Consider the following 18,666-nt stretch of genomic DNA (forward strand, 5'->3'; position numbering starts at 1 on the left):
GGAAGAATGGGCATGACGAATGGAGGCGGCACATGGCGCTGCGTGTGGGCGTGATCGGCGGAGGACAGCTGGCACGGATGATGATCGCTCCGGCGGTCGAGCTCGGTCTCGAACTGCGGGTGCTCGCCGAGGAGGAGGGCATGGCCGCGGGCCTGGCCGCCACAGCGGTCGGCGACTACCGGGACCTCGACACCGTGCGCGCCTTCGCCGCCGACGTCGACGTGCTCACCTTCGACCACGAGCATGTGCCGCAGGAAGTGCTCCGCGCCCTCGTCGCCGAGGGGATCGCGGTGCATCCCGGACCGGATGCCCTCCAGTTCGCCCAGGACAAGCTCGTCATGCGCGCCCGCTTGGCGGAGCTCGGCGTGCCGCAGCCGGAGTGGGCGCCGGTCCGTTCCGCCGATGACCTGCAGCGCTTCCTCGACGAGCACGACGGTGCCGCGGTGGTCAAGACGCCGCGGGGCGGGTACGACGGCAAGGGCGTGCGGGTCGTGCGCTCCGGTGCTGAGGCGCAGGACTGGCTCGATGCGCTCGAGGGCTCCGACGCCCTGCTCGCCGAGGAGCTCGTCCCCTTCGTCCGTGAGCTCGCCCAGCAGGTCGCGCGCCGACCTGGAGGAGAGATGATCCCGTATCCGGTCGTAGAGACCGTGCAACGCGATGGCGTCTGCGCCGAGGTGATCGCCCCGGCGCCCGCGGCGACCGAGCGTCTCGCCGAGGTCGCCGAGGACATCGGTCGTCGCATCGCGGAGGGTCTCGGCGTGACCGGGATGCTCGCGGTCGAGCTCTTCGAGACGGACGACGAGCGCATCCTCGTGAACGAGCTCGCGATGCGTCCGCACAACAGCGGGCACTGGAGCCAGGACGGCGCCGTCACCGGGCAGTTCGAGCAGCACCTGCGTGCCGTGGCGGACCTGCCGCTGGGGGACACTCGACCTCGTGCGTCCTGGGCGGTCATGGTGAACATCCTCGGAGGGCCCGCAGAGGGCACGCTGGGGGACCGTTTCGAGGCGGCGATGGCCGCGCACCCGGACGCCAAGATCCACACGTACGGCAAGGCACCGCGCCCCGGTCGTAAGGTGGGCCACGTCAACGTCGCCGGGGACGATCTCGACGACGCGGTGTACGTGGCCAGGGCCGCCGCGGCCGCTTTCGTCTGAGTATTCCCGCGGCGGCGCACGGGAAAAGACGTGTGCCGCTCGGGTGTTCTCCCAGCGCGAGACCGTAGCCTGATCTGGTGACCGAGCCACTGCACTCCTCCGCCGTCCCTCTGGTCGGCGTCGTCATGGGATCCGACTCCGACTGGCGCGTCATGAGCGACGCGTCCCAGGCGCTCACCGATTTCGGGATCCCGCACGAGGTCGAGGTCGTCTCGGCCCACCGCACGCCGGACAAGCTCATGTCCTATGCGCGGGAAGCCCGGGCTCGCGGCCTGCGTGTCATCATCGCGGGCGCCGGTGGTGCCGCCCACCTTCCGGGCATGCTCGCGTCGATGACGGCACTTCCCGTCGTCGGGGTCCCGGTGCCGCTCGCATACCTGGACGGTATGGACTCGCTGCTGTCGATCGTGCAGATGCCCGCGGGTATCCCGGTCGCGACGGTGTCGATCGGCGGCGCACGCAACGCGGGTCTGCTCGCGGCCCGGATCCTCGGTGCCGCGGACGACGAGCTGGCCGACCGTGTCGAGGCGTACGCCGCCGACCTCGAGGCCCAGGTAGAGGAGAAGAACGATCGGCTGAAGGGCTCGCTGTGACCCTTGCGCCCCCGCGCGCGACGCGACGTCCGCTCATCGAGACGCGGCCGCTGCGACACCCGGATACGGCCGATGCCGGGCTCATGTCGAAACGCGCCTGGTGGCTCGTCGGTCTCAACTTCCTGCTGCCGGGGTCCGCGCAGGTCCTGGCGGGTAATCGACGGTTGGGGAGATTCGGGCTCGGCGTCACCCTGACGACGTGGTTCCTGGCCCTCGTCGCCGTCGGGCTCGTGCTGTTCGCCCGCCCCGTCTTCCTCTGGCTCACGATCGGTGGCGGGTTCGTATCGGCGGCGCTGCTCACACTCGTGCAGGTGCTGCTCGTGGGAGTCGTGGTCCTCTGGATCGTCCTCACGTTCGACACGCTCCGCCTCGTCCGCCTGGTCAGGGTCCCCGCGCCGTCGCGGTTCCTCGTGCCGGTCGTCGCGCTCGTCCTGCTGGGGCTCGTCGGAGGCGTCATGGGCTACGCGGCCACCGCGGTGGGCTCTGTGCGCGGCAGTGTCGGGGCGATCTTCGGGCAGAGCGGCCCGAGCCTCCCGCCCAGCGACGGCTACTACAACATCCTGCTGCTCGGCGCGGACAGCGGAGACGGCCGTGACTCGATGCGTTTCGACAGCATCTCCGTCGTCTCGGTCAACGCCGAGACCGGAGCAGTGACCATCACCGGAATCCCGCGTGAGCTCCCGCATGCGCCGTTCAGCGACGGCAGCCCGATGCAAGAGCTCTATCCCGAGGGCTTCCAGGGCCACGGGTCGTCCACCTGCGGCTGGAACGGGTGGATGAACCATGTCCGCAACGCCGCGGAGGTTTGCCGGGAGGACAAGGGGACCGGGCTTTATCCGGACGCGGAGGCCACGGGCTCGGCGCCGGGTATCGAGGCGACCAAGGATGCGGCGGAGGGCGTGCTCGGCATCGAGATCCCGTACTACGTCTTCGTCGACATGCACGGCTTCGCCGACCTCGTGGATGCCCTCGGCGGCGTCGACATCACCGTCACGGAGCGCCTGCCCAAGGGCGGCCCGCCGGAGGGCTGGTCCGGCACGGACGTGAACGAATGGGCGATCGGCTGGATCGAGCCCGGGCAGCAGCACATGGACGGCGACACGGCTCAGTGGTACGCCCGCTCGCGGTACACGACCAGCGACTGGGACCGCATGAAGCGGCAGCGCGAACTGCAGGAGGCGATCCTCGCCCAGTTCACTCCGCAGACCGTCCTCACCCGATTCAACGAGGTGGCCGCTGCGGGCACGGCACTCATCAGCACCGATCTTCCGCAGGGCAAGCTGCCGGAGTTCTTCGACCTCATGCTGAAGGCCAAGGAGCAGCCGGTCCAGACCGTCGAGCTGACACCCGAGAACGGCGTCGACGAGTTCGACCCGAACTACGACTTCATCCACGAGCTCATGCAGCAGAAGCTGCACCCGCCGACGGAGACCCCGGTTCCGGCTCCCTGAGACAGCGGGGAACGACGCAGCCCACGGGCGATGTTCCCGGGAACATCGCCCGTGGGCCGTCCGGTGCATGACCGGATTCGCCAGACGACGGTGATCGGAGGGGGAGGGATCACCGTCGTCCAGCCGGCCACCGCGCAAGGCGGCGACCTGGCTCAGGCGCGCATGCGGCGCGCGACTCAGGCGCGCTTGCGACGCGCGGCTCCGACGGCGACGAGAGCACCACCGGCGACCAGAGCGACTGCTCCGCCGCCGATGATCCACGGCGACACCGATCCACCGGTGAGGGCGAGCTCCGTGCCGCCGGTGAGCGGGAGCTCGGTCCCGGCGGGCGCGGCGGTGCCGGGATCGTGGTCGCAGCTGGAAGCGGCGGCGTTCCCGTGAGACACCGTCACCGTCGCGGTGTAGGCCCGGGAACCGGCGAAGTCGAGGGCGTAGGCCCCCTGCCCGTCGGAGGGCGGGCGGAACGTGACCCTCAGGCTGCCGTCGGATGCGGCGGTGTTGCCCGAGATGGCGGCGGCGCCGGCGTTCTGCCCCGAGACGGACACTCCGACGGTCTCCGAGGGCTCGAAGTACCCGGCGCCGAAGGCGACGGTCGAGACCTCACAGGTGTCGATGATCGCGTCGCCCACCTTCGCACCCGGAGGCGAGGGGTAGGAGTCGCTCGGTGCCGCAGAGGCGACGGTCGGCGCGGCCAAGATGAGCGCGCCAGCGGTAAGGCTGATGGCAGCCAGTTTCTTCAGCATGATTTCTCCCCAGAATTTCACGCGGAATCGCCTCCGGACACACCCCTGCGTCCGACTGCGCGGAGTCCTCTGCCCCCACGGCAGGTTCACGGACCCCGGTTATTCCCCAGTGAGATGACAGTACCTCATCCGTCGGCGATTGTCACGAGCCGCACTGCAGGGTGTCGCGGGTCAGCTTCGGGGCGACGATCAACGGGGTGTGCTGCACCTCGGTGAGGCGCGCTCCGGCGCCCTCGCCCTGGAACTCCACGGTGATCGTGGTGGAGGCGCCGGGGGCGAGGAGCACCTCGTGCTGCACGACGGAGCGATCGCCGATGGTCGTCGTCTGCACGCCCTCCTCCTTGCCGTCCCGGTCGATATGCGACGGCAGGGCACGGTCCGGACCGTAGACGGCGATCAGGGTGCGCACGCTGCCGGCCGGCACGCCGTAGATGCCGTCGCCGGTGACGTACGGAGGCAGAGAAGTGGCGGCGTCGGCGGGGGCCGTGTTCGACCAGGTGACGCGCACCTGGGTCGTCGGCACCCCCGCGCAGGTCCCCACCGCCGTCGCGATCGAGGCGCGGGTGTAGTAGTCCATCTTCCCGCCGGTCCCGTCGTTGATCAGGACGCCGACCACCGCGGCGTCCTCGTCGTCCTGCGGCATGGCGCCGCCGAGCGCGCTGGCGGCGAGGAGCGACTCCTCCGACTCGTGCGCGCTCCAGATCCGGATGCGGCCTTCGCCGGCGGCGTCGGCGAGAGCGCGGACGAGGGCCTGCGGCTCCGCGTGGGACAGAGCGGCCGAGAACAGCCCGCCGGCGGCCTGGGCGAAGATCGCGTCCTGAGCCGCGGGATCGGGGATCGCCGCGTAGATCTCCGAGAGGAGCAGATCGGTCACGGTGTCCGCAGTCGCCGTGAAGGGTCCGAAGGAGAGATCCCCGGTGGCTCGCATGAGGTGTGCGGCGACCACGGCGTCCACCGCGATAACCCCGTCGACCTTCCCCCCGTAGCGCCCCTCCCACCGGGCGGCGATGGTCTGTCCCGCTTCACGGAAGTCGGGGATGCTGGTGATGTTCTGCAGATAGCGGCCGGGGCGGTCCTCGAAGAGCGCGACGGTGCTGTCGCTGACCGGCAGCGCCGTGTCCAGCGGGGGGAAGTCGCGCGTCGACGCCTGCCGCTGCAGCGTGACCTTGCCGTTCTCCGCGCGCAGGAGCGCGATCGAGCCGATGATGCCGCCCGATGACCGCAGCTCTGCGTTGTTCTGCATCGCGAGGACGTAGGTGCGGGGGCCATCGCCGCCGAGCATGGTCGGCAGCAGGACGGAGGCGCCGTGCAGCGCACCGACCGCCGTGGCGGCCTGGGTGACGGCGCCGCGCATCTCCCGCACCGCGTCAGCGAGCGGCGGAAGGGTGGCGTCGGCGTCGATGCGGCGGGCCCGCTCCTCCGCCACGGTCAACGCCGCGCTCGCGGTGCCGAGCGGCTTCTCGACGGCCGCGAAGGGAGCGAGGTCGATCGCCCCGCCTGCGAAGCCGAGGCTCGTGAGGTCGACGTCGTCGGCGACGTCGAGCAGCGGACCGAGGGCGTCCCTGGAGACGTCGTCGGCGATCTCGGCGACCTCGCTCACCGCGCGGAAGTTCGGGCCGATCCAGGGCAGCACAGCGAACGCCTGCCAGATCGGGTCTCCCGTCAGCGATCGGGCCGACTCCGCGTTGCGGGAGATGCGGGCGGCGACCGGGGCTGCCCCATCGAGATCGCCCTCGGCGATGGACTGCTTGAGCTGACTGGTCGCTTTCGATATCTGCTGGAGGTTGTCGACCGCGCCGATGCCGCGCACCGTGACCCAGCCCAGTGCGAGGACGAGGAACACGAGGACGAGGCCGACGGTCCACCCGACCCATCGGCGGCGGACGGGAAGGCGACCATCGCTCACCCTGGCATTCAAGCACGGCGAGGCTGCCCGCCGCGCTCCCGATGCTGTGGGAACGCTGAGTAGCGGTGTGGACAGGTGATGCGCTCCCGGGGTCGTCGGCATCCCGCGGTTAGCCTGATCGCATGGGTGCTCGACTGCGTGTTGTTCTGGATCAGCTCGTGCACGTCGTCGACCCCGATCAGGCGGCGGCGTCGCGAGATCTCGCCGCCGGTCTCGTCCAGACGGCCCCACCGAACTGCACGGTCGACGCGATCGTGCCGTCGGGGGCGGACGTCGACCTGCGCGGCATCGGAGAGGTGCGCACCCTCGCGGTCGGCCGCCGTGAGCTCGCCGCGTCCTGGCAGCTCGGTATCGCCCCTGGCGTCGGCGGCGGCCTCATCCACGCACCCACGCTGCTCGCTCCGCTGGTGCGTCATGACCGCGTGCACGACAACGACCAGACGACCGTCACGCTGTGGGATCTGCGGGCCTGGGAGGCGCCGTCCCAACTGTCCAGGGGCGCCGTCGCCTGGCAGCGCGGGATGCTCCGACGTGCCGTGAAACATGCGGATGCCGTGGTCGTCCCCTCGCATTCGATGGCGCAGCGGCTGTCCGGCCTCGTGAAGCTCGGCGACCGCATCCGCGTCATCGCCGGCGCTCCACCCCAGGGTCTCGTCCTCCCGGCGGACGCCACGTCGCGACGCGACGCACTCGGCCTGCCGTCGGAGTACCTCGTCCTGTCCGGCCCGCAGGACACCCTGGCCGCCGGTTTCCGCGGGGCGGTCGCGGCCGGTCTCGACGCCGTGGTGATCGGAGCGGCGGAAGGCACGGAACCGCGTATCGCCGAGATCGCCGCCGCCGCCGGACTGCCCGAGCGCCGTGCGCACGTCCGAGGGACCCTCGAGGTGTCGGACCGCGCCGCCGTCGTCGCCGGGGCTCGCGTCTTCGTCTCCACCGACGCCGTCACCGGATGGCCCTGGCGCGCTGTGGAAGCGATGTCGCTGGGCGTCCCCGTCGTGGCCGTTGAGTCCGGGTGTCATCACGACGTCCTCGCCGACGGGGGAGCGGTGGTCGCCGAGGAGGCGCTGCCGGAGGCGATCGAGGACGCGGCGGGCGCCGGAAGGGAGCGCCTGCGCGTGCTCGCCGCCGACCGGTCGCGGGCCTTCTCCTGGGCGAGTGCCGCGGAGCGGGTGTGGAGTCTGCACGCAGACCTCTGATCACCTGAACGCCAGCTTCGCATCCACGCGACACGCCGGGAGCTGATCGCGTTTCCGTGGCAACAGTGGCATCATCCCGCAACTTCCGTCACACTGGTCACATGTCTCGACGTGCCCCACGCTCTCGAAACACCACGAAGGTCACCCGCCTTCTCACCTGTTTCCTCGCTGCCTCCGCCCTGGTGATCGGCACGGTGGTCCCCGCCACCGCCGCCTCCGCCGCTGTGACGTCCGCCGTCGGCGGTTCCGTGAGCAGGGTCGTCGGCGACCCCGCGGCCGCCGGGATCGTGAAATCATCGCTGGTCGGGTTCACACCCGGCAACATCATCAGTGACGCCGTCTTCACCGACAGCGGCACCATGACCGAGGCGCAGATCCAGAGCTTCTTCAACAGCAAGGTCTCGAAGTGCCAGAGCGGATACGTCTGCCTGAAGGACTTCAAGATCACGTCGGTCACCCGCCCTGCCGATGCGTACTGCGATGGATACACCGGTGCGAAGAACGAGTCGGCAGCTCGCATCATCTACCGCGTCGCCAAGGCCTGCGACATCAACCCGCGGGTCCTCATCGTCATGCTCCAGAAGGAACAGGGCCTCGTGACGCACACCTGGCCCAGCGCATGGCGTTACAACATCGCGCTCGGCCAGGGGTGCCCGGACACGGCACCGTGCGATCCGAACTTCGTGGGATTCTTCCACCAGATCTACGGCGCTGCGCGTCAGATGCAGATCTACATGGAGGGGAAGTGGTTCCAGTGGTATGCCCCCGGCAAGACCTGGAACATCCTCTACAACCCGAACAAGTCGTGCGGTTCCTCGCCCGTCTACATCGCCAACGCGGCGACGGCGGCGCTGTACTACTACACGCCGTACCAGCCGAACGCGGCAGCACTCCGCGCCGGCTACGGCACGGGTGACAGCTGCTCCGCCTACGGCAACCGGAACTTCTACAACTACTTCACCGACTGGTTCGGCGCCACGAAGTACACCGTCTCCGGAGCGATCCTGACGGCCTGGAACGCCCAGGGCGGAGCGACCGGGCGGTACGGGCAGCCCACCGGCAACGCCGTGTACGTGTCGGCCAACGGGGGCGGCTACGTGCAGCAGTTCGCCAAGGGCACGATCTGGAAGCCGGCCTCCTCTTCGCACGCGTACCCGATGAGCAGTGGACCCTTCCGCACGAACTACCTCGCCGCCGGCGGCGAGAAGGGCTCGTGGGGTTGGCCTACCGGGAATGCGGTGTGCCAGCTGGCGGACGGCGGTTGCAAGATGGTGTTCCAGAAGGGCACCGTGTACTACTCGGCGGCGACCGCTTCCATGCTCGTGCCCACCGCTTTCGCCGCCCTCTACGAGACCCTGGGTGCCGAGTCGAGCCGCTTCGGCTACCCGACCAAGGCCGCTGTCGCCGGGCCGGATGCCGGATTCGAGCAGACGTTCCAGAACGGCGTGATCGCCTACTCGCCGGCGACGCGTCTCGTCGAGGTCAGCGGCTCCTTCCTGACGTTCTGGCGAGCAGCCGGCGGAGTCAAGAGCGTCTACGGGTATCCGAAGACCGCCGTGCTGGCCGTCACCGCGAACGGCGGCGGGCAGGTGCAGGAGTACACCAAGGGCAAGATCTGGTCCTCGTCCGCCGGCACCTTCGGCATGAAGACCGGTGGGATGCTCACCGACTATCTCGCTGCCCAGGGGGAAGCCGGCGAGTGGGGCTGGCCGATCTCGGCACAGAACTGCTCGACGACGGCCGGTGGGTGCGCGATGTCGTTCCAGAAGGGCGTCGTGGGGTGGTCTTCGGCCACGGGCTCGGTCATGGTGAGTGCGAAGGTCGGCGCGGAGTGGACGCGGTACGGGGGCGCGGCGCGTCTGGGTTACCCGTCCGGCAAGGCGACGGTCGTGAGCGCGAACGGTGGCGGTACGGTGCAGGCGTTCACGAAGGGGAAGGTGTTCGATTCCCCGGCGGGGACGTTCGGTATCGGTGCGGGTGTGTTCCTGCGCAACTACGAGGCTGCCGGCGGTCCGCAGGGGGCGGCGTGGGGGTGGCCGACGTCGACCGTGGACTGCACGCTCGCCGGTGGCGGGTGCGCGATGTCGTTCCAGAAGGGCGTCGTGGGGTGGTCTTCGGCCACGGGCTCGGTCATGGTGAGTGCGAAGGTCGGCGCGGAGTGGACGCGGTACGGGGGCGCGGCGCGTCTGGGTTACCCGTCCGGCAAGGCGACGGTCGTGAGCGCGAACGGTGGCGGCACGGTGCAGGCGTTCACGAAGGGGAAGGTGTTCGATTCCCCGGCGGGGACGTTCGGTATCGGTTCCGGCGTGTTCCTGCGCAACTACGAGGCTGCCGGCGGTCCGCAGGGGGCGGCGTGGGGGTGGCCGACGTCGACCGTGGACTGCACGCTCGCCGGTGGCGGGTGCGCGATGTCGTTCCAGAAGGGCGTCGTGGGGTGGTCTTCGGCCACGGGCTCGGTCATGGTGAGTGCGAAGGTCGGCGCGGAGTGGACGCGGTACGGGGGCGCGGCGCGTCTGGGTTACCCGTCCGGCAAGGCGACGGTCGTGAGCGCGAACGGTGGCGGCACGGTGCAGGCGTTCACCAGGGGGAAGGTGTTCGATTCCCCGGCGGGGACGTTCGGTATCGGTTCCGGCGTGTTCCTGCGCAACTACGAGGCTGCCGGCGGTCCGCAGGGGGCGGCGTGGGGGTGGCCGACGTCGACCGTGGACTGCACGCTCGCCGGTGGCGGGTGCGCGATGTCGTTCCAGAAGGGCGTCGTGGGGTGGTCCTCGGCCACGGGCTCGGTGCTCGTCCCGGTCGGGCCGATCCTGACCGAATGGACCCGGCTGGGCGGCGCAGAGAGCGCTCTGGGATACCCCAAGGCGTCGGCGACGGTGTCCGGCACCATCACCACGCAGCTCTTCCAGAAGGGCGAGATCTCCTACGACACCCGGACCGGCAAGGTCACGGTGAAGTAGCGCGCCGCCGTTCCTCTCAGCGTCCGTGTCATAAGATACTCAAGCCTGCGGTGCGCTCCGTCACCGCGACCGAATGAGTGGGCCCGTGACTGAAACCCGAGATCTTTTCGCCGCCGTCCCGCGTTCCGAATTCGACGTCCCCGGCACCAGCCGGGGTCTGATCGACGTCGTGCGCTGGCGCTACCTGCTGAACCTGCTCGTGCGCACCGGCGTCACCACGCGCTACCGCAACTCGGTGCTGGGGTGGACGTGGTCCTACGTGCGTCCCGCCGCCCAGTTCCTGGTGTTCTGGGTGGTCCTGGGGCTGTTCATGAACCTGGACCGCGGCATCCCGAACTACGCGATCTACCTCTTCTCGGGGATCGTCATCATCAACCTCTTCTCCGAAGCGTTCAAGAACGCCACCACGTCGATCGTGGGCAACGCACCGCTGGTCCGCAAGGTGTTCCTCCCGCGGCAGCTCTTCGCGGTATCCGCCGTCATCGTCGCCTTCGTGCACTTCCTCCCGCAGGTCGGCCTTCTGCTGATCGTGTGTCTCCTCCTCGGATGGATCACGCACATCTCCCTCCTCTCCGTCCTCGCGATCTTCGCCGGCATGGTCATCGTGATGGTGTTCGCGCTCGGCCTCGGGCTGTTCTTCGGCGCGATCAACGTCCGCTTCCGCGACGCCGAGAACATCGTCGAGCTCCTGCTGCTCCTGGCGACGTGGGCCTCGCCCGTGCTGTATGCCTGGACACAGGTGCAGGATGCCGTGGTCGACAAACTGGGATGGCCGCAGTGGCTGGTCGAGGTCTACATGCTGAATCCCATCACCCAGGGCGTGGAGCTCTTCCACTACGCCTTCTGGCGTCCGGTCACGTCGACGGCCTTCGAACTCCCGCCGGGGCTGGCCTGGAACACGCTGTGGACGTTCCTCATCGCGATCGGCACACTGCTCGTCGGACAACTCGTCTTCCGGCGTCTCGAGGGAAGGTTCGCGCAGGATCTATGAGCGCACAGACGGTCACCAAGCCCAGCATCATCATCGACGGCGTGCGCAAGCGCTTCACGCTCAACCACGCGTTCTCCCTCAAGGACACCGTCGTGTCCTGGATCAAGCGTCGCAAGCTCTCGAGCGAGTTCGAGGCGCTCAAGGGCCTTGATCTCGTCATCGGCGAAGGGGAATCGGTCGCGATCCTCGGCTTCAACGGGTCCGGCAAGTCCACCCTGCTCAAGCTCATCTCCGGCGTCATGGAGCCGGACTCCGGTCAGGTGCTCACCCGCGGTCGCGTCGCCGGTCTCATCGAGGTCGGGGCCGGATTCCATCCGGAACTCTCTGGTCGGGAGAACGTCTTCCTCAACGCCGCGATCCTCGGCATGCGCCGGCGGGAGATCGAGGAACGCTACGACGAGATCGTCGCCTTCAGTGAGATCGAGCAGTTCATCGACCAGGAGGTCAAGCACTACTCCTCCGGGATGTTCATGCGCCTCGCCTTCTCCGTCGCCATCCACGTCGAACTCGACGTCCTGCTGGTGGACGAGATCCTGTCGGTGGGGGACGCCCCGTTCCGGGAGAAGTGCCGGCTGAAGTTCGAAGAACTCATCGCTGCGGGGAAGACCCTCGTCGTCGTCAGCCATGACATGGAGATGGTGCGCGAATTGTGCACGCGCGGAATCGTCATCAACAAGGGTGAGGTCGCGTACGACGGCGACATCGAGGGCGCGATCGCGCTGGTGGGGGCGTGACCGCCTGGATCGAGCAGGCGCCGGCCCTGCTCGTCGCCCTCGCCCTGCTCGTCGTCCCTGGCCTTCCGGTGGCCCTCTGCGTCCGCGGGGTGAGCAGCGTCGTGAGGCTCGGCCTCGCCATCGGTGTCTCGCTCGGCATCGTCGCGGCCGCCTCGCTGGTCGCTCCGGTGCTGGGGTTTTCGTGGGGTCTGCTTCCGGTCGGTCTCGTCACCGCGCCGGTGTGGATCGTCGCGGCGGTTCTGCGGTTCTTCGACCGGGCGGAACCGGGCGACGTCCGGACCCGCAGCCGGGGAACGTGGATCGCGATCGGCGTCGCGTTCCTGGGGTGGATGGTCATCCTGCTGGCCGGGATCGGTCGACCGGACCACCCGTCCCAGCTCTACGACGGCCTGTTCCATCTGAACGCCGTCGAGTTCATCGCAGCCACGGGTGACGCGTCCCCGCTGCACATGACGATGGCGACGCCGAGCCTGGAGACCTCGTTCTACCCGACCCTCTGGCATGCGCTGGTGAGCCTCGTCCTCCCGGCCGCCGGCAGCGTGGTCGCGGCCACGAACGTCACGACGCTCGCCGTCGTCGCGCTCGTGTGGCCGGTCGCTCTCGCCACCCTCACGGCTGTCGCCTTTCCCCAGCACGCCCGCGCAGCGCTGTGGGCGCCGCTTCTGGGATTCGGGATCAGCGTCTTCCCCCTGGGATTCCTCAACTGGGGAGTGCTGTATCCCAACCTGCTCGGCACGGCCCTGATCCCGGTTCTCCTCGCCGCCGTGCTGCTCGCCTTCGCACCCGCTGCCGGCTGGACGCGCCGCACCCTCCGCATCCTCATCGTCCTGGCGATCGTGGGCAGCACCGGATTCGCGCACCCGTCCGCTCTGCTGGGGGCCGTGGCTCTTCTGGTGCCGTACCTGCTCTGGAGAGCATGGCGGCTCGCGGTCTCCGGTGGGCGGCGGACGCGCGTGCTGCTCGGCGTCGCTGTGGTGATCGGCCTGATCGCATTGACCGTGGTCTGGCTCGAGGCGAACGTGACGACCCACGAGTGGCTGCCCCGGCTCACGATCTCGCAGGCGCTCGGCGAAGTCGCTTTCCTCAACCCGGTGAACCGCAGCACCGGACTGCTGCTCGGGCCTCTCGCCGCGCTCGGCATCTGGCGGCTCGCGAAAGAGCGGATGTGGTGGGTCCTGTGGTCTTATGCCGTCAGCGTCGGACTGTATCTCGTCGCATCCTGGCTCCCCGTCCTGTGGCTGCGCAGCGCCGTCGTCGGCCTCTGGTACGACGACACCACGCGCGTGGCCGCGCTGCTCGCGATGTGGGGGATCCCTTTCGCGGCGATCGGCGCGACCGTCGTGGGGGACTGGCTCGCCGGCCTCTGGCGTGCGCGCCGACGGGCTCTGGCGCTCGCGATCATGGCGGTCGTCGCCCTGGCCGCCGCCACGCACCTGCTGGCGATACGCAACGACCTGGGATACATGCGCGATGTGAGCTTCCGTTTCGATGCGCAGTCGCAGGGGCTCTCACCCGACGAGGCGCAGCTGTTCGAGCGCGCCGCGGAAGAACTCCCGGAGGGCAGCCTGGTGATCGGCGACCCGCTGACGGGAGCCGGACTGCTGTTCGCATACACCGGTGACGACGTGGTCTTCCCGCACGTGACGGGCCGGTACGGCCGGGACGCCTCGGTGCTGGCGCGGTACTTCGTGGACGGCGGTCCTGAGGTGTGCGATGCCGCCGAGCGGCTGGGCGTCACCCACGCGATGGACTTCGGCGACACCGTCCTGTATCAGAACCACTACACGACGTACGACGGTCTCCACGACCTCGACGATTCGCCGATCCTCACCGAGGTGGATCGGGTGGGGGACGCAGTCCTCTACGAGATCACGGGTTGCGACTAGCGTCCTTCTCGATCTCGGCGGCTTCCAGGAGTGCGATCTTCCGCGCGAGGAGCGTGAGCTGACGCTGCAGGGCGATGTTGCGCCGGTACTGCGAGTACACGAACGCGAGGAACATGACGATCAAGCCGTAGAGGACGAGGTCGGTGCCTCGGCCCACGCCCACGAGGCCGGCCAGCCAGCTCAGCCACTGGGGGAAGAGCACGGACAGGACGGCGACGACGACGAACAGGCCCATGAGAAGCCGCCGGATCGCCAGGTGGCTGTCGGCGCCGGTACGACGCATCATGAAGACGGCGAGGACGATGATCGCCGCGATGAGCAGGAACTGGATCCACATGGTCAGCGCACCACCAGGTCGACGAGGATGTTCACGGAGTTGAGCACGCTCTGGCCCTTCGCCTTCGAGTAGTCGGTGTAGAGCAGTTCCACGGGGTATTCCTTCCACGGCAGATCGGTACGGCCGAGTTCGAGGACGATCTCCGTCGCGTGGGCCATCCGGTCCTGCCGCAGATCGATGTGTTCCGCAGCGTCACGGCGGATGACGCGGAGGCCGTTGTGGGCGTCCGTGAGCTTCAGGCTCGTGGTGAGGTTCGTGACCCACACGGCGGTCTTCAGGATGACCTTCTTCATCCATCCCGGGTTGGTCCGGTCGTCGAGGAAGCGGGAGCCGAACACGATGGCGACATCCTCGTCCCTGGCGAGCTGGAGCATGCCGAGTGCGTCCTCCACTCGGTGCTGGCCGTCCGCGTCGAAGGTCACGATGTAATCGCACTCGGGGTGTGCCAGAGCGAAGTCGATCCCCGTCTGCAGGGCTGCCCCCTGACCGAGATTGACCGGATGCTGCACGAGATGCGCCCCCGCCGCGGCGGCTTCCGCCGCCGAGCCGTCGCTGGATCCGTCGTCGACGCAGACGATGTGGGTGAAGTGGGGCTTGAGGCCCTCGATCACGCCGCCGATGACGCTGGCTTCGTTGTAGAGGGGGATCACGACCCAGGCGCGAGGATCGGCGGGGGAAGGCGCGGGGACGCTCGAGGACATGGTTCTATTGTGTCAGGTGTCGATTCGGGCGCCGGTCCACCGAACAGCAGGGGCAGGATGTCGAGGAGACGACGCGCCGTCATCGCGACACGGCTGTACACGCCGGAGGTGACCGCCGCCAGCTTCCGGATGGAGGCGCTCGCCCATGCACTGGCCGCCGACACGGATGTCACCGTGCTGAGCACGAAGCCGCCGCGGGACACGGTGATCGCCGATGCCCCTGGCGTGGTCGTGCGTCGCGCGCCGGTGCTCAGAGACCGCAGCGGAGCCATCCGCGGGTATGTCCCGTACCTGTCCTTCGACGTCCCCCTCTTCTTCCGGCTGCTGGTCCGACGCACCGACGTGATCGTCGCGGAGGCGCCGCCGACCACCGGGTTCGCGGCCGCGATCGCCGCCTTCCTCACCCGACGCCCGCTGGTCTACTACCCGGGCGACGTGTGGACCGATGCGGTCGCGTCGATGGACGCCCCCGGCCCGGTGGTGGCGGTCATGCGGTTCGTCGAGCGCTTCGTCCTGCGCCGCGCGGCACGATCGCTGGCGGTCTCCACGGAGGTCGCCGATCGGCTCGCCGCGATCGGTGGGCGACCGGAGCGTGTCGTGACGGTGGGCAACGGGATCGACACCGCGGTATTCCGTCCCGACGTCGTCCCGCACGAAGCGGAGCGGCCCTACTTCGTCTACACCGGCACGATGTCGGAGTGGCAGCAGCCCGACGTCTTCATCCGTGCGCTCGCTCTGCTCCCGGACGAGGACGTCGAACTCCGGTTCTTCGGACAGGGCGCCGTGGAGGCAGAGCTGAAGGAACTCGCTGCACGGCTCGCGCCGGGCCGGGTGCACTTCGGGGGACTCGTCGGCCCCGCGACCTCGGCCTCGTGGATCCGCGGAGCCGTCGGGGCGCTGGTGAGCATCGTCCCCGGCATCGGCTATGACTTCGCCCGACCGACCAAGACGTATGCCGCGGCCGCGGTCGGGACCCCCGTGCTCTTCACGGGCGCGGAGACCGGCGGCGAGGTCGTGCGTGCGGGGGGTCTCGGCGAAGCCGTCGCTTTCGACCCGGAGGAGGTGGCCGCGGCCATGCGGCGGCTGCTCTCCGAGTGGGCATCGGGCGGGACCGAGCGCACCAGGGCGGATCGGGCCGCATGGGCGGCGGACAACGCCTCGCTCGCCACCGTCGGCGCCCGCGCCGCGGAGGTCGTTCGCGGCGCGCGTCGAGGTTCACGGAGCAACGCCAAGTAGAATCTCGTCAGTGCTGCCTCATCGCGCAGCGTGCAAGGAGCCCCGTGACTGAAACCTCCCGCGTGCGGATCGTCGATTCCGCCGATGTGTCCGCCGACGCCGTCATCGGCGACGGATCCTCCATCTGGCACCTCGCCCAGGTCCGCGAACAGGCCCGCCTCGGCGAGAACTGCATCGTCGGCCGCGGCGCGTACATCGGTACCGGCGTGGAGATGGGGGACAACTGCAAGGTGCAGAACTACGCCCTCGTCTACGAACCCGCCAAGCTCGGCGACGGTGTCTTCATCGGCCCCGCCGTCGTGCTCACCAACGACACCTACCCCCGCGCGATCAACGCCGACGGCAGCCTGAAGAGCGCTCACGACTGGGAGCCGGTCGGGGTCACCATCGAGCGCGGCGCGTCGATCGGCGCCCGCGCGACCTGCGTCGCTCCGGTGACGATCGGCGCCTGGGCGACGGTCGCGGCCGGCGCCGTGGTCGTCAAGGACGTCCCGGCGCACGCCCTCGTCGCCGGCGTCCCTGCCCGGCGCATCGGCTGGGTCGGCGAGGCGGGCGTCCCGCTCACCCGCGGCGAGGACGAGAACACCTGGGTGTGCCCCGCGACCGGGGCGCGCTTCATCGAGACCGACGGAACACTGACCAAGGAGACCGTGTGAGCGAGTTCATTCCCCCCGCCAAGCCCCTCATCGGCGACGAAGAGCGCGAGGCCGTCGATCGCGTCCTCCGCAGCGGCATGGTCGCGCAGGGCCCGGAGGTCGCCGCCTTCGAGCAGGAGTTCTCGGCGCACTTCGTGCCCGGCCGCCCGTCCGTGGCGGTCAACTCGGGAACTGCGGGCCTGCACCTCGGTCTGCTCGCCGCCGGCGTCGGCCCGGGCGACGAGGTCATCGTGCCGTCCTTCACGTTCGCCGCGACCGGCAACTCGGTCGCGCTCACCGGGGGGACCCCGGTCTTCGTCGACATCGAGCCGGACACCTTCTCCCTTGACCCCGAGGCGGTCGCCGCCGCGATCACGCCGAAGACCAAGGGCATCCTCCCCGTGCACCTCTACGGGCACCCGGCTCGCATGCGCGAGCTCGAGGCCCTGGCCGCCGAGCGCGGCGTCGCCCTGTACGAGGACGCGGCGCAGGCGCACGGCGCGTCGCTCGACGGTCGTCCGGTCGGCTCGTTCGGCGAGTTCGCCATGTTCAGCCTCTACCCGACGAAGAACATGACCAGTGGCGAGGGCGGCATGGTGACCACGGCGACCGACGAGATCGCCCGTCAGGTCAAGCTGCTGCGCAACCAGGGCATGGAGCGGCAGTACGAGAACGAGATCGTGGGCTTCAACGCCCGGATGACCGACATCCACGCCGCGATCGGTCGTGTGCAGCTGACCAAGGTGGACGGCTGGACGAAGACCCGGCAGCAGAATGCTGCCTTCCTCGACGCGAACCTGCAGGGCGTCGTCGTCCCGCCGGTCGCCGAGGGCGCCGTGCACGTGTACCACCAGTACACGATCCGCGTCCCCGAGGATCGTGACGGCTTCGTCGCGGCGCTGAAGAACGAGCACAACGTCGGCGCCGGCGTGTACTACCCGATCCCGAACCACCGCCTCCCGTCCCTGACGCACTTCGCGCCCGGCCTCGACCTGCCCGAGACGGAGCGCGCCGCGCGTGAGGTCGCTTCGCTGCCGGTGCACCCGTCGCTCAGCCAGGACGACCTCGAGCGCATCGTCGCCGCCGTGAACGCCGTCGCGAAGGCCGGTGCCTGATGGCAGACCTGCGCGCAGGTCTCCTCGGCGTGGGGATGATGGGCCGTCACCACGCCCGCGTGCTGCGCGAGCTGGACGGTGTCGAGCTCGCCGCCATCGCCGACCCGGGCGGGGACCCGCACGGTGTGGCCGGTGACCTGGAGATCCTGCCGGACATCGACGCGCTCATCGACGCCGGCATCGACATCGCCGTGGTCGCCGTTCCCACGCGATTCCACGAGGACGCGGCGCTCAAGCTCGCGGCCGCTGGCGTGCACACCCTCGTCGAGAAGCCGATCGCGCACACGGTGGACGCCGGCCAGCGCATGGTCGATGCCTTCGCCGCCGCCGGCCTGGTCGGAGCGGTCGGCCACATCGAGCGCTTCAACCCGGCGGTGCAGGAGCTGCGCCGCCGGATCGAGGCGGGCGAGCTCGGCGCCGTGTACCAGGTGGTCACGCGCCGACAGGGCCCCTTCCCCTCCCGGATCGCGGACGTCGGGGTGGCGAAGGACCTCGCCTCCCACGACGTCGACCTCACCGCCTGGGTCGTGCAGAGCGACTACGAGCGTGTGTTCGCCCAGACCGCCTTCAAGAGCGGTCGCGAGCACGAGGACATGATCACCATCACCGGCCGCACGGCGAACGGCGTGATCGTGAACAACATCGTCAACTGGCTGAGCCCGATGAAGGAGCGCGTCACGGTCGTCACGGGGGAGAAGGGCGCGTTCGTCGCCGACACCTCCACCGGCGACCTCACCTTCTACGCCAACGGCACGATCCCCCTCGAATGGGAGTCCGTGTCCTCCTTCCGCGGGGTCTCCGAAGGAGACGTCACGCGCTACGCGTTCGCCAAGCGCGAGCCGCTGCGCGTCGAGCATGAGGCCTTCCGCGATGCCGTGCTCGGGCAGCAGACCGACGTCGTCACCATGGAGCAGGGACTACGGACGCTGGCCGTGGTCGAGGCGGCCCTCGAGTCATCGCGGACCGCCGAGTCCCGGACCCTCTGACGTCCGGCGGGGTCGGCAAGCGCGGGTGGCAGGCCGGCCCCG

16 protein-coding genes are annotated in these 18,666 nt (G+C 69.5%); 12 read left to right on the top strand and 4 right to left on the bottom strand.

Annotated elements, in window-relative coordinates; translation table 11 throughout:
- Positions 1-32 precede the first annotated feature (32 nt).
- The 3 genes from C6C15_RS05925 (at position 33) to C6C15_RS05935 (ending at position 3,201) form a co-directional block, all read left to right on the top strand.
- Entirely contained in the window at positions 33-1,157 is a 1,125-nt protein-coding gene (locus C6C15_RS05925) for a 5-(carboxyamino)imidazole ribonucleotide synthase (RefSeq protein ID WP_060922787.1), read from the top strand.
- Positions 1,158-1,282: 125 nt separating this feature from the next.
- Positions 1,283-1,750 carry a 5-(carboxyamino)imidazole ribonucleotide mutase gene (gene purE, locus C6C15_RS05930; protein WP_060922793.1) on the top strand — a complete coding sequence of 156 codons (468 nt, stop codon included), beginning with the start codon at positions 1,283-1,285 and terminating at the stop codon, positions 1,748-1,750.
- On the top strand, positions 1,747-3,201 hold the full coding sequence (locus C6C15_RS05935; protein ID WP_105949540.1) for an LCP family protein: 1,455 nt from the start codon (positions 1,747-1,749) through the stop codon (positions 3,199-3,201). Before purE ends, C6C15_RS05935 begins: the two co-directional genes overlap by 4 nt.
- A gap of 176 nt (positions 3,202-3,377) precedes the next feature.
- On the opposite strand, the gene C6C15_RS05940 is transcribed toward C6C15_RS05935, so the two are convergent.
- Positions 3,378-3,944, bottom strand: coding sequence for a hypothetical protein (locus tag C6C15_RS05940; RefSeq protein WP_060922789.1), 567 nt, complete (start codon positions 3,942-3,944; stop codon positions 3,378-3,380).
- 142 nt (positions 3,945-4,086) lie between these two features.
- Complete coding sequence (locus C6C15_RS05945) at positions 4,087-5,850, bottom strand: DUF4012 domain-containing protein (RefSeq protein ID WP_105949541.1); 1,764 nt, start codon at positions 5,848-5,850, stop codon at positions 4,087-4,089.
- Between the two features lie 122 nt (positions 5,851-5,972).
- On the opposite strand from C6C15_RS05945, the gene C6C15_RS05950 reads away from it, so the two are divergent.
- The 5 genes from C6C15_RS05950 to C6C15_RS05970 all read left to right on the top strand — a co-directional run bounded on the left by C6C15_RS05950 (position 5,973) and on the right by C6C15_RS05970 (position 13,614).
- Positions 5,973-7,046, top strand: coding sequence for a glycosyltransferase (locus C6C15_RS05950; protein WP_060922791.1), 1,074 nt, complete (start codon positions 5,973-5,975; stop codon positions 7,044-7,046).
- Positions 7,047-7,147: 101 nt separating this feature from the next.
- Complete coding sequence (locus C6C15_RS05955; protein WP_105949542.1) at positions 7,148-10,003, top strand: LGFP repeat-containing protein; 2,856 nt, start codon at positions 7,148-7,150, stop codon at positions 10,001-10,003.
- Between the two features lie 85 nt (positions 10,004-10,088).
- Entirely contained in the window at positions 10,089-10,994 is a 906-nt protein-coding gene (locus C6C15_RS05960) for an ABC transporter permease (RefSeq protein WP_231919597.1), read from the top strand.
- Complete coding sequence (locus C6C15_RS05965) at positions 10,991-11,728, top strand: ABC transporter ATP-binding protein (protein ID WP_060923406.1); 738 nt, start codon at positions 10,991-10,993, stop codon at positions 11,726-11,728. The genes C6C15_RS05960 and C6C15_RS05965 overlap by 4 nt, the downstream gene beginning before the upstream one ends.
- Positions 11,725-13,614 (top strand): DUF6541 family protein, encoded by a 1,890-nt coding sequence (locus C6C15_RS05970; protein WP_105949543.1) that lies wholly within the window; start codon positions 11,725-11,727, stop codon positions 13,612-13,614. The genes C6C15_RS05965 and C6C15_RS05970 overlap by 4 nt, the downstream gene beginning before the upstream one ends.
- Here the strand turns inward: C6C15_RS05970 and C6C15_RS05975 are convergent.
- Positions 13,598-13,951, bottom strand: coding sequence for a DUF2304 domain-containing protein (locus C6C15_RS05975; protein WP_060923404.1), 354 nt, complete (start codon positions 13,949-13,951; stop codon positions 13,598-13,600). The two genes, C6C15_RS05970 and C6C15_RS05975, sit on opposite strands and share 17 nt — an antisense overlap.
- Positions 13,952-13,953: 2 nt before the next feature.
- Positions 13,954-14,652: a glycosyltransferase family 2 protein gene (locus C6C15_RS05980; protein ID WP_060923403.1), complete on the bottom strand. Its 699-nt coding sequence runs from the start codon at positions 14,650-14,652 to the stop codon at positions 13,954-13,956.
- A 57-nt stretch (positions 14,653-14,709) separates the two neighbouring features.
- Between C6C15_RS05980 and C6C15_RS05985 the strand changes: the two genes are divergently transcribed.
- Genes C6C15_RS05985 through C6C15_RS06000 form a run of 4 tightly spaced genes read left to right on the top strand, consistent with a single transcriptional unit; the run spans position 14,710 to position 18,624 of the window.
- Positions 14,710-15,888 carry a glycosyltransferase family 4 protein gene (locus C6C15_RS05985; protein ID WP_060923402.1) on the top strand — a complete coding sequence of 393 codons (1,179 nt, stop codon included), beginning with the start codon at positions 14,710-14,712 and terminating at the stop codon, positions 15,886-15,888.
- A gap of 44 nt (positions 15,889-15,932) precedes the next feature.
- Positions 15,933-16,544 carry an acyltransferase gene (locus C6C15_RS05990; protein WP_231919598.1) on the top strand — a complete coding sequence of 204 codons (612 nt, stop codon included), beginning with the start codon at positions 15,933-15,935 and terminating at the stop codon, positions 16,542-16,544.
- Entirely contained in the window at positions 16,541-17,638 is a 1,098-nt protein-coding gene (locus C6C15_RS05995; RefSeq protein WP_060921748.1) for a DegT/DnrJ/EryC1/StrS family aminotransferase, read from the top strand. The genes C6C15_RS05990 and C6C15_RS05995 overlap by 4 nt, the downstream gene beginning before the upstream one ends.
- Positions 17,638-18,624 carry a Gfo/Idh/MocA family protein gene (locus tag C6C15_RS06000; protein ID WP_060921747.1) on the top strand — a complete coding sequence of 329 codons (987 nt, stop codon included), beginning with the start codon at positions 17,638-17,640 and terminating at the stop codon, positions 18,622-18,624. The genes C6C15_RS05995 and C6C15_RS06000 overlap by 1 nt, the downstream gene beginning before the upstream one ends.
- The last annotated feature ends 42 nt before the right edge of the window (positions 18,625-18,666 follow it).

The sequence above is a fragment of the Microbacterium sp. str. 'China' genome (assembly GCF_002993305.1).
GTDB lineage: Bacteria > Actinomycetota > Actinomycetes > Actinomycetales > Microbacteriaceae > Microbacterium > Microbacterium paraoxydans.

What these genes read in the sequence shown, in the direction of transcription:
- C6C15_RS05940 (WP_060922789.1), bottom strand. Translation starts at nt 3,944, where the DNA reads ATGCTGAAGAAACTGGCTGCCATCAGCCTTACCGCTGGCGCGCTCATC.
- C6C15_RS05980 (WP_060923403.1), bottom strand. Translation starts at nt 14,652, where the DNA reads ATGTCCTCGAGCGTCCCCGCGCCTTCCCCCGCCGATCCTCGCGCCTGG.
- purE (WP_060922793.1), top strand. Translation starts at nt 1,283, where the DNA reads ATGGGATCCGACTCCGACTGGCGCGTCATGAGCGACGCGTCCCAGGCG.
- C6C15_RS05950 (WP_060922791.1), top strand. Translation starts at nt 5,973, where the DNA reads ATGGGTGCTCGACTGCGTGTTGTTCTGGATCAGCTCGTGCACGTCGTC.
- C6C15_RS05965 (WP_060923406.1), top strand. Translation starts at nt 10,991, where the DNA reads ATGAGCGCACAGACGGTCACCAAGCCCAGCATCATCATCGACGGCGTG.
- C6C15_RS06000 (WP_060921747.1), top strand. Translation starts at nt 17,638, where the DNA reads ATGGCAGACCTGCGCGCAGGTCTCCTCGGCGTGGGGATGATGGGCCGT.
- C6C15_RS05975 (WP_060923404.1), bottom strand. Translation starts at nt 13,951, where the DNA reads ATGTGGATCCAGTTCCTGCTCATCGCGGCGATCATCGTCCTCGCCGTC.
- C6C15_RS05925 (WP_060922787.1), top strand. Translation starts at nt 33, where the DNA reads ATGGCGCTGCGTGTGGGCGTGATCGGCGGAGGACAGCTGGCACGGATG.
- C6C15_RS05955 (WP_105949542.1), top strand. Translation starts at nt 7,148, where the DNA reads ATGTCTCGACGTGCCCCACGCTCTCGAAACACCACGAAGGTCACCCGC.
- C6C15_RS05985 (WP_060923402.1), top strand. Translation starts at nt 14,710, where the DNA reads ATGTCGAGGAGACGACGCGCCGTCATCGCGACACGGCTGTACACGCCG.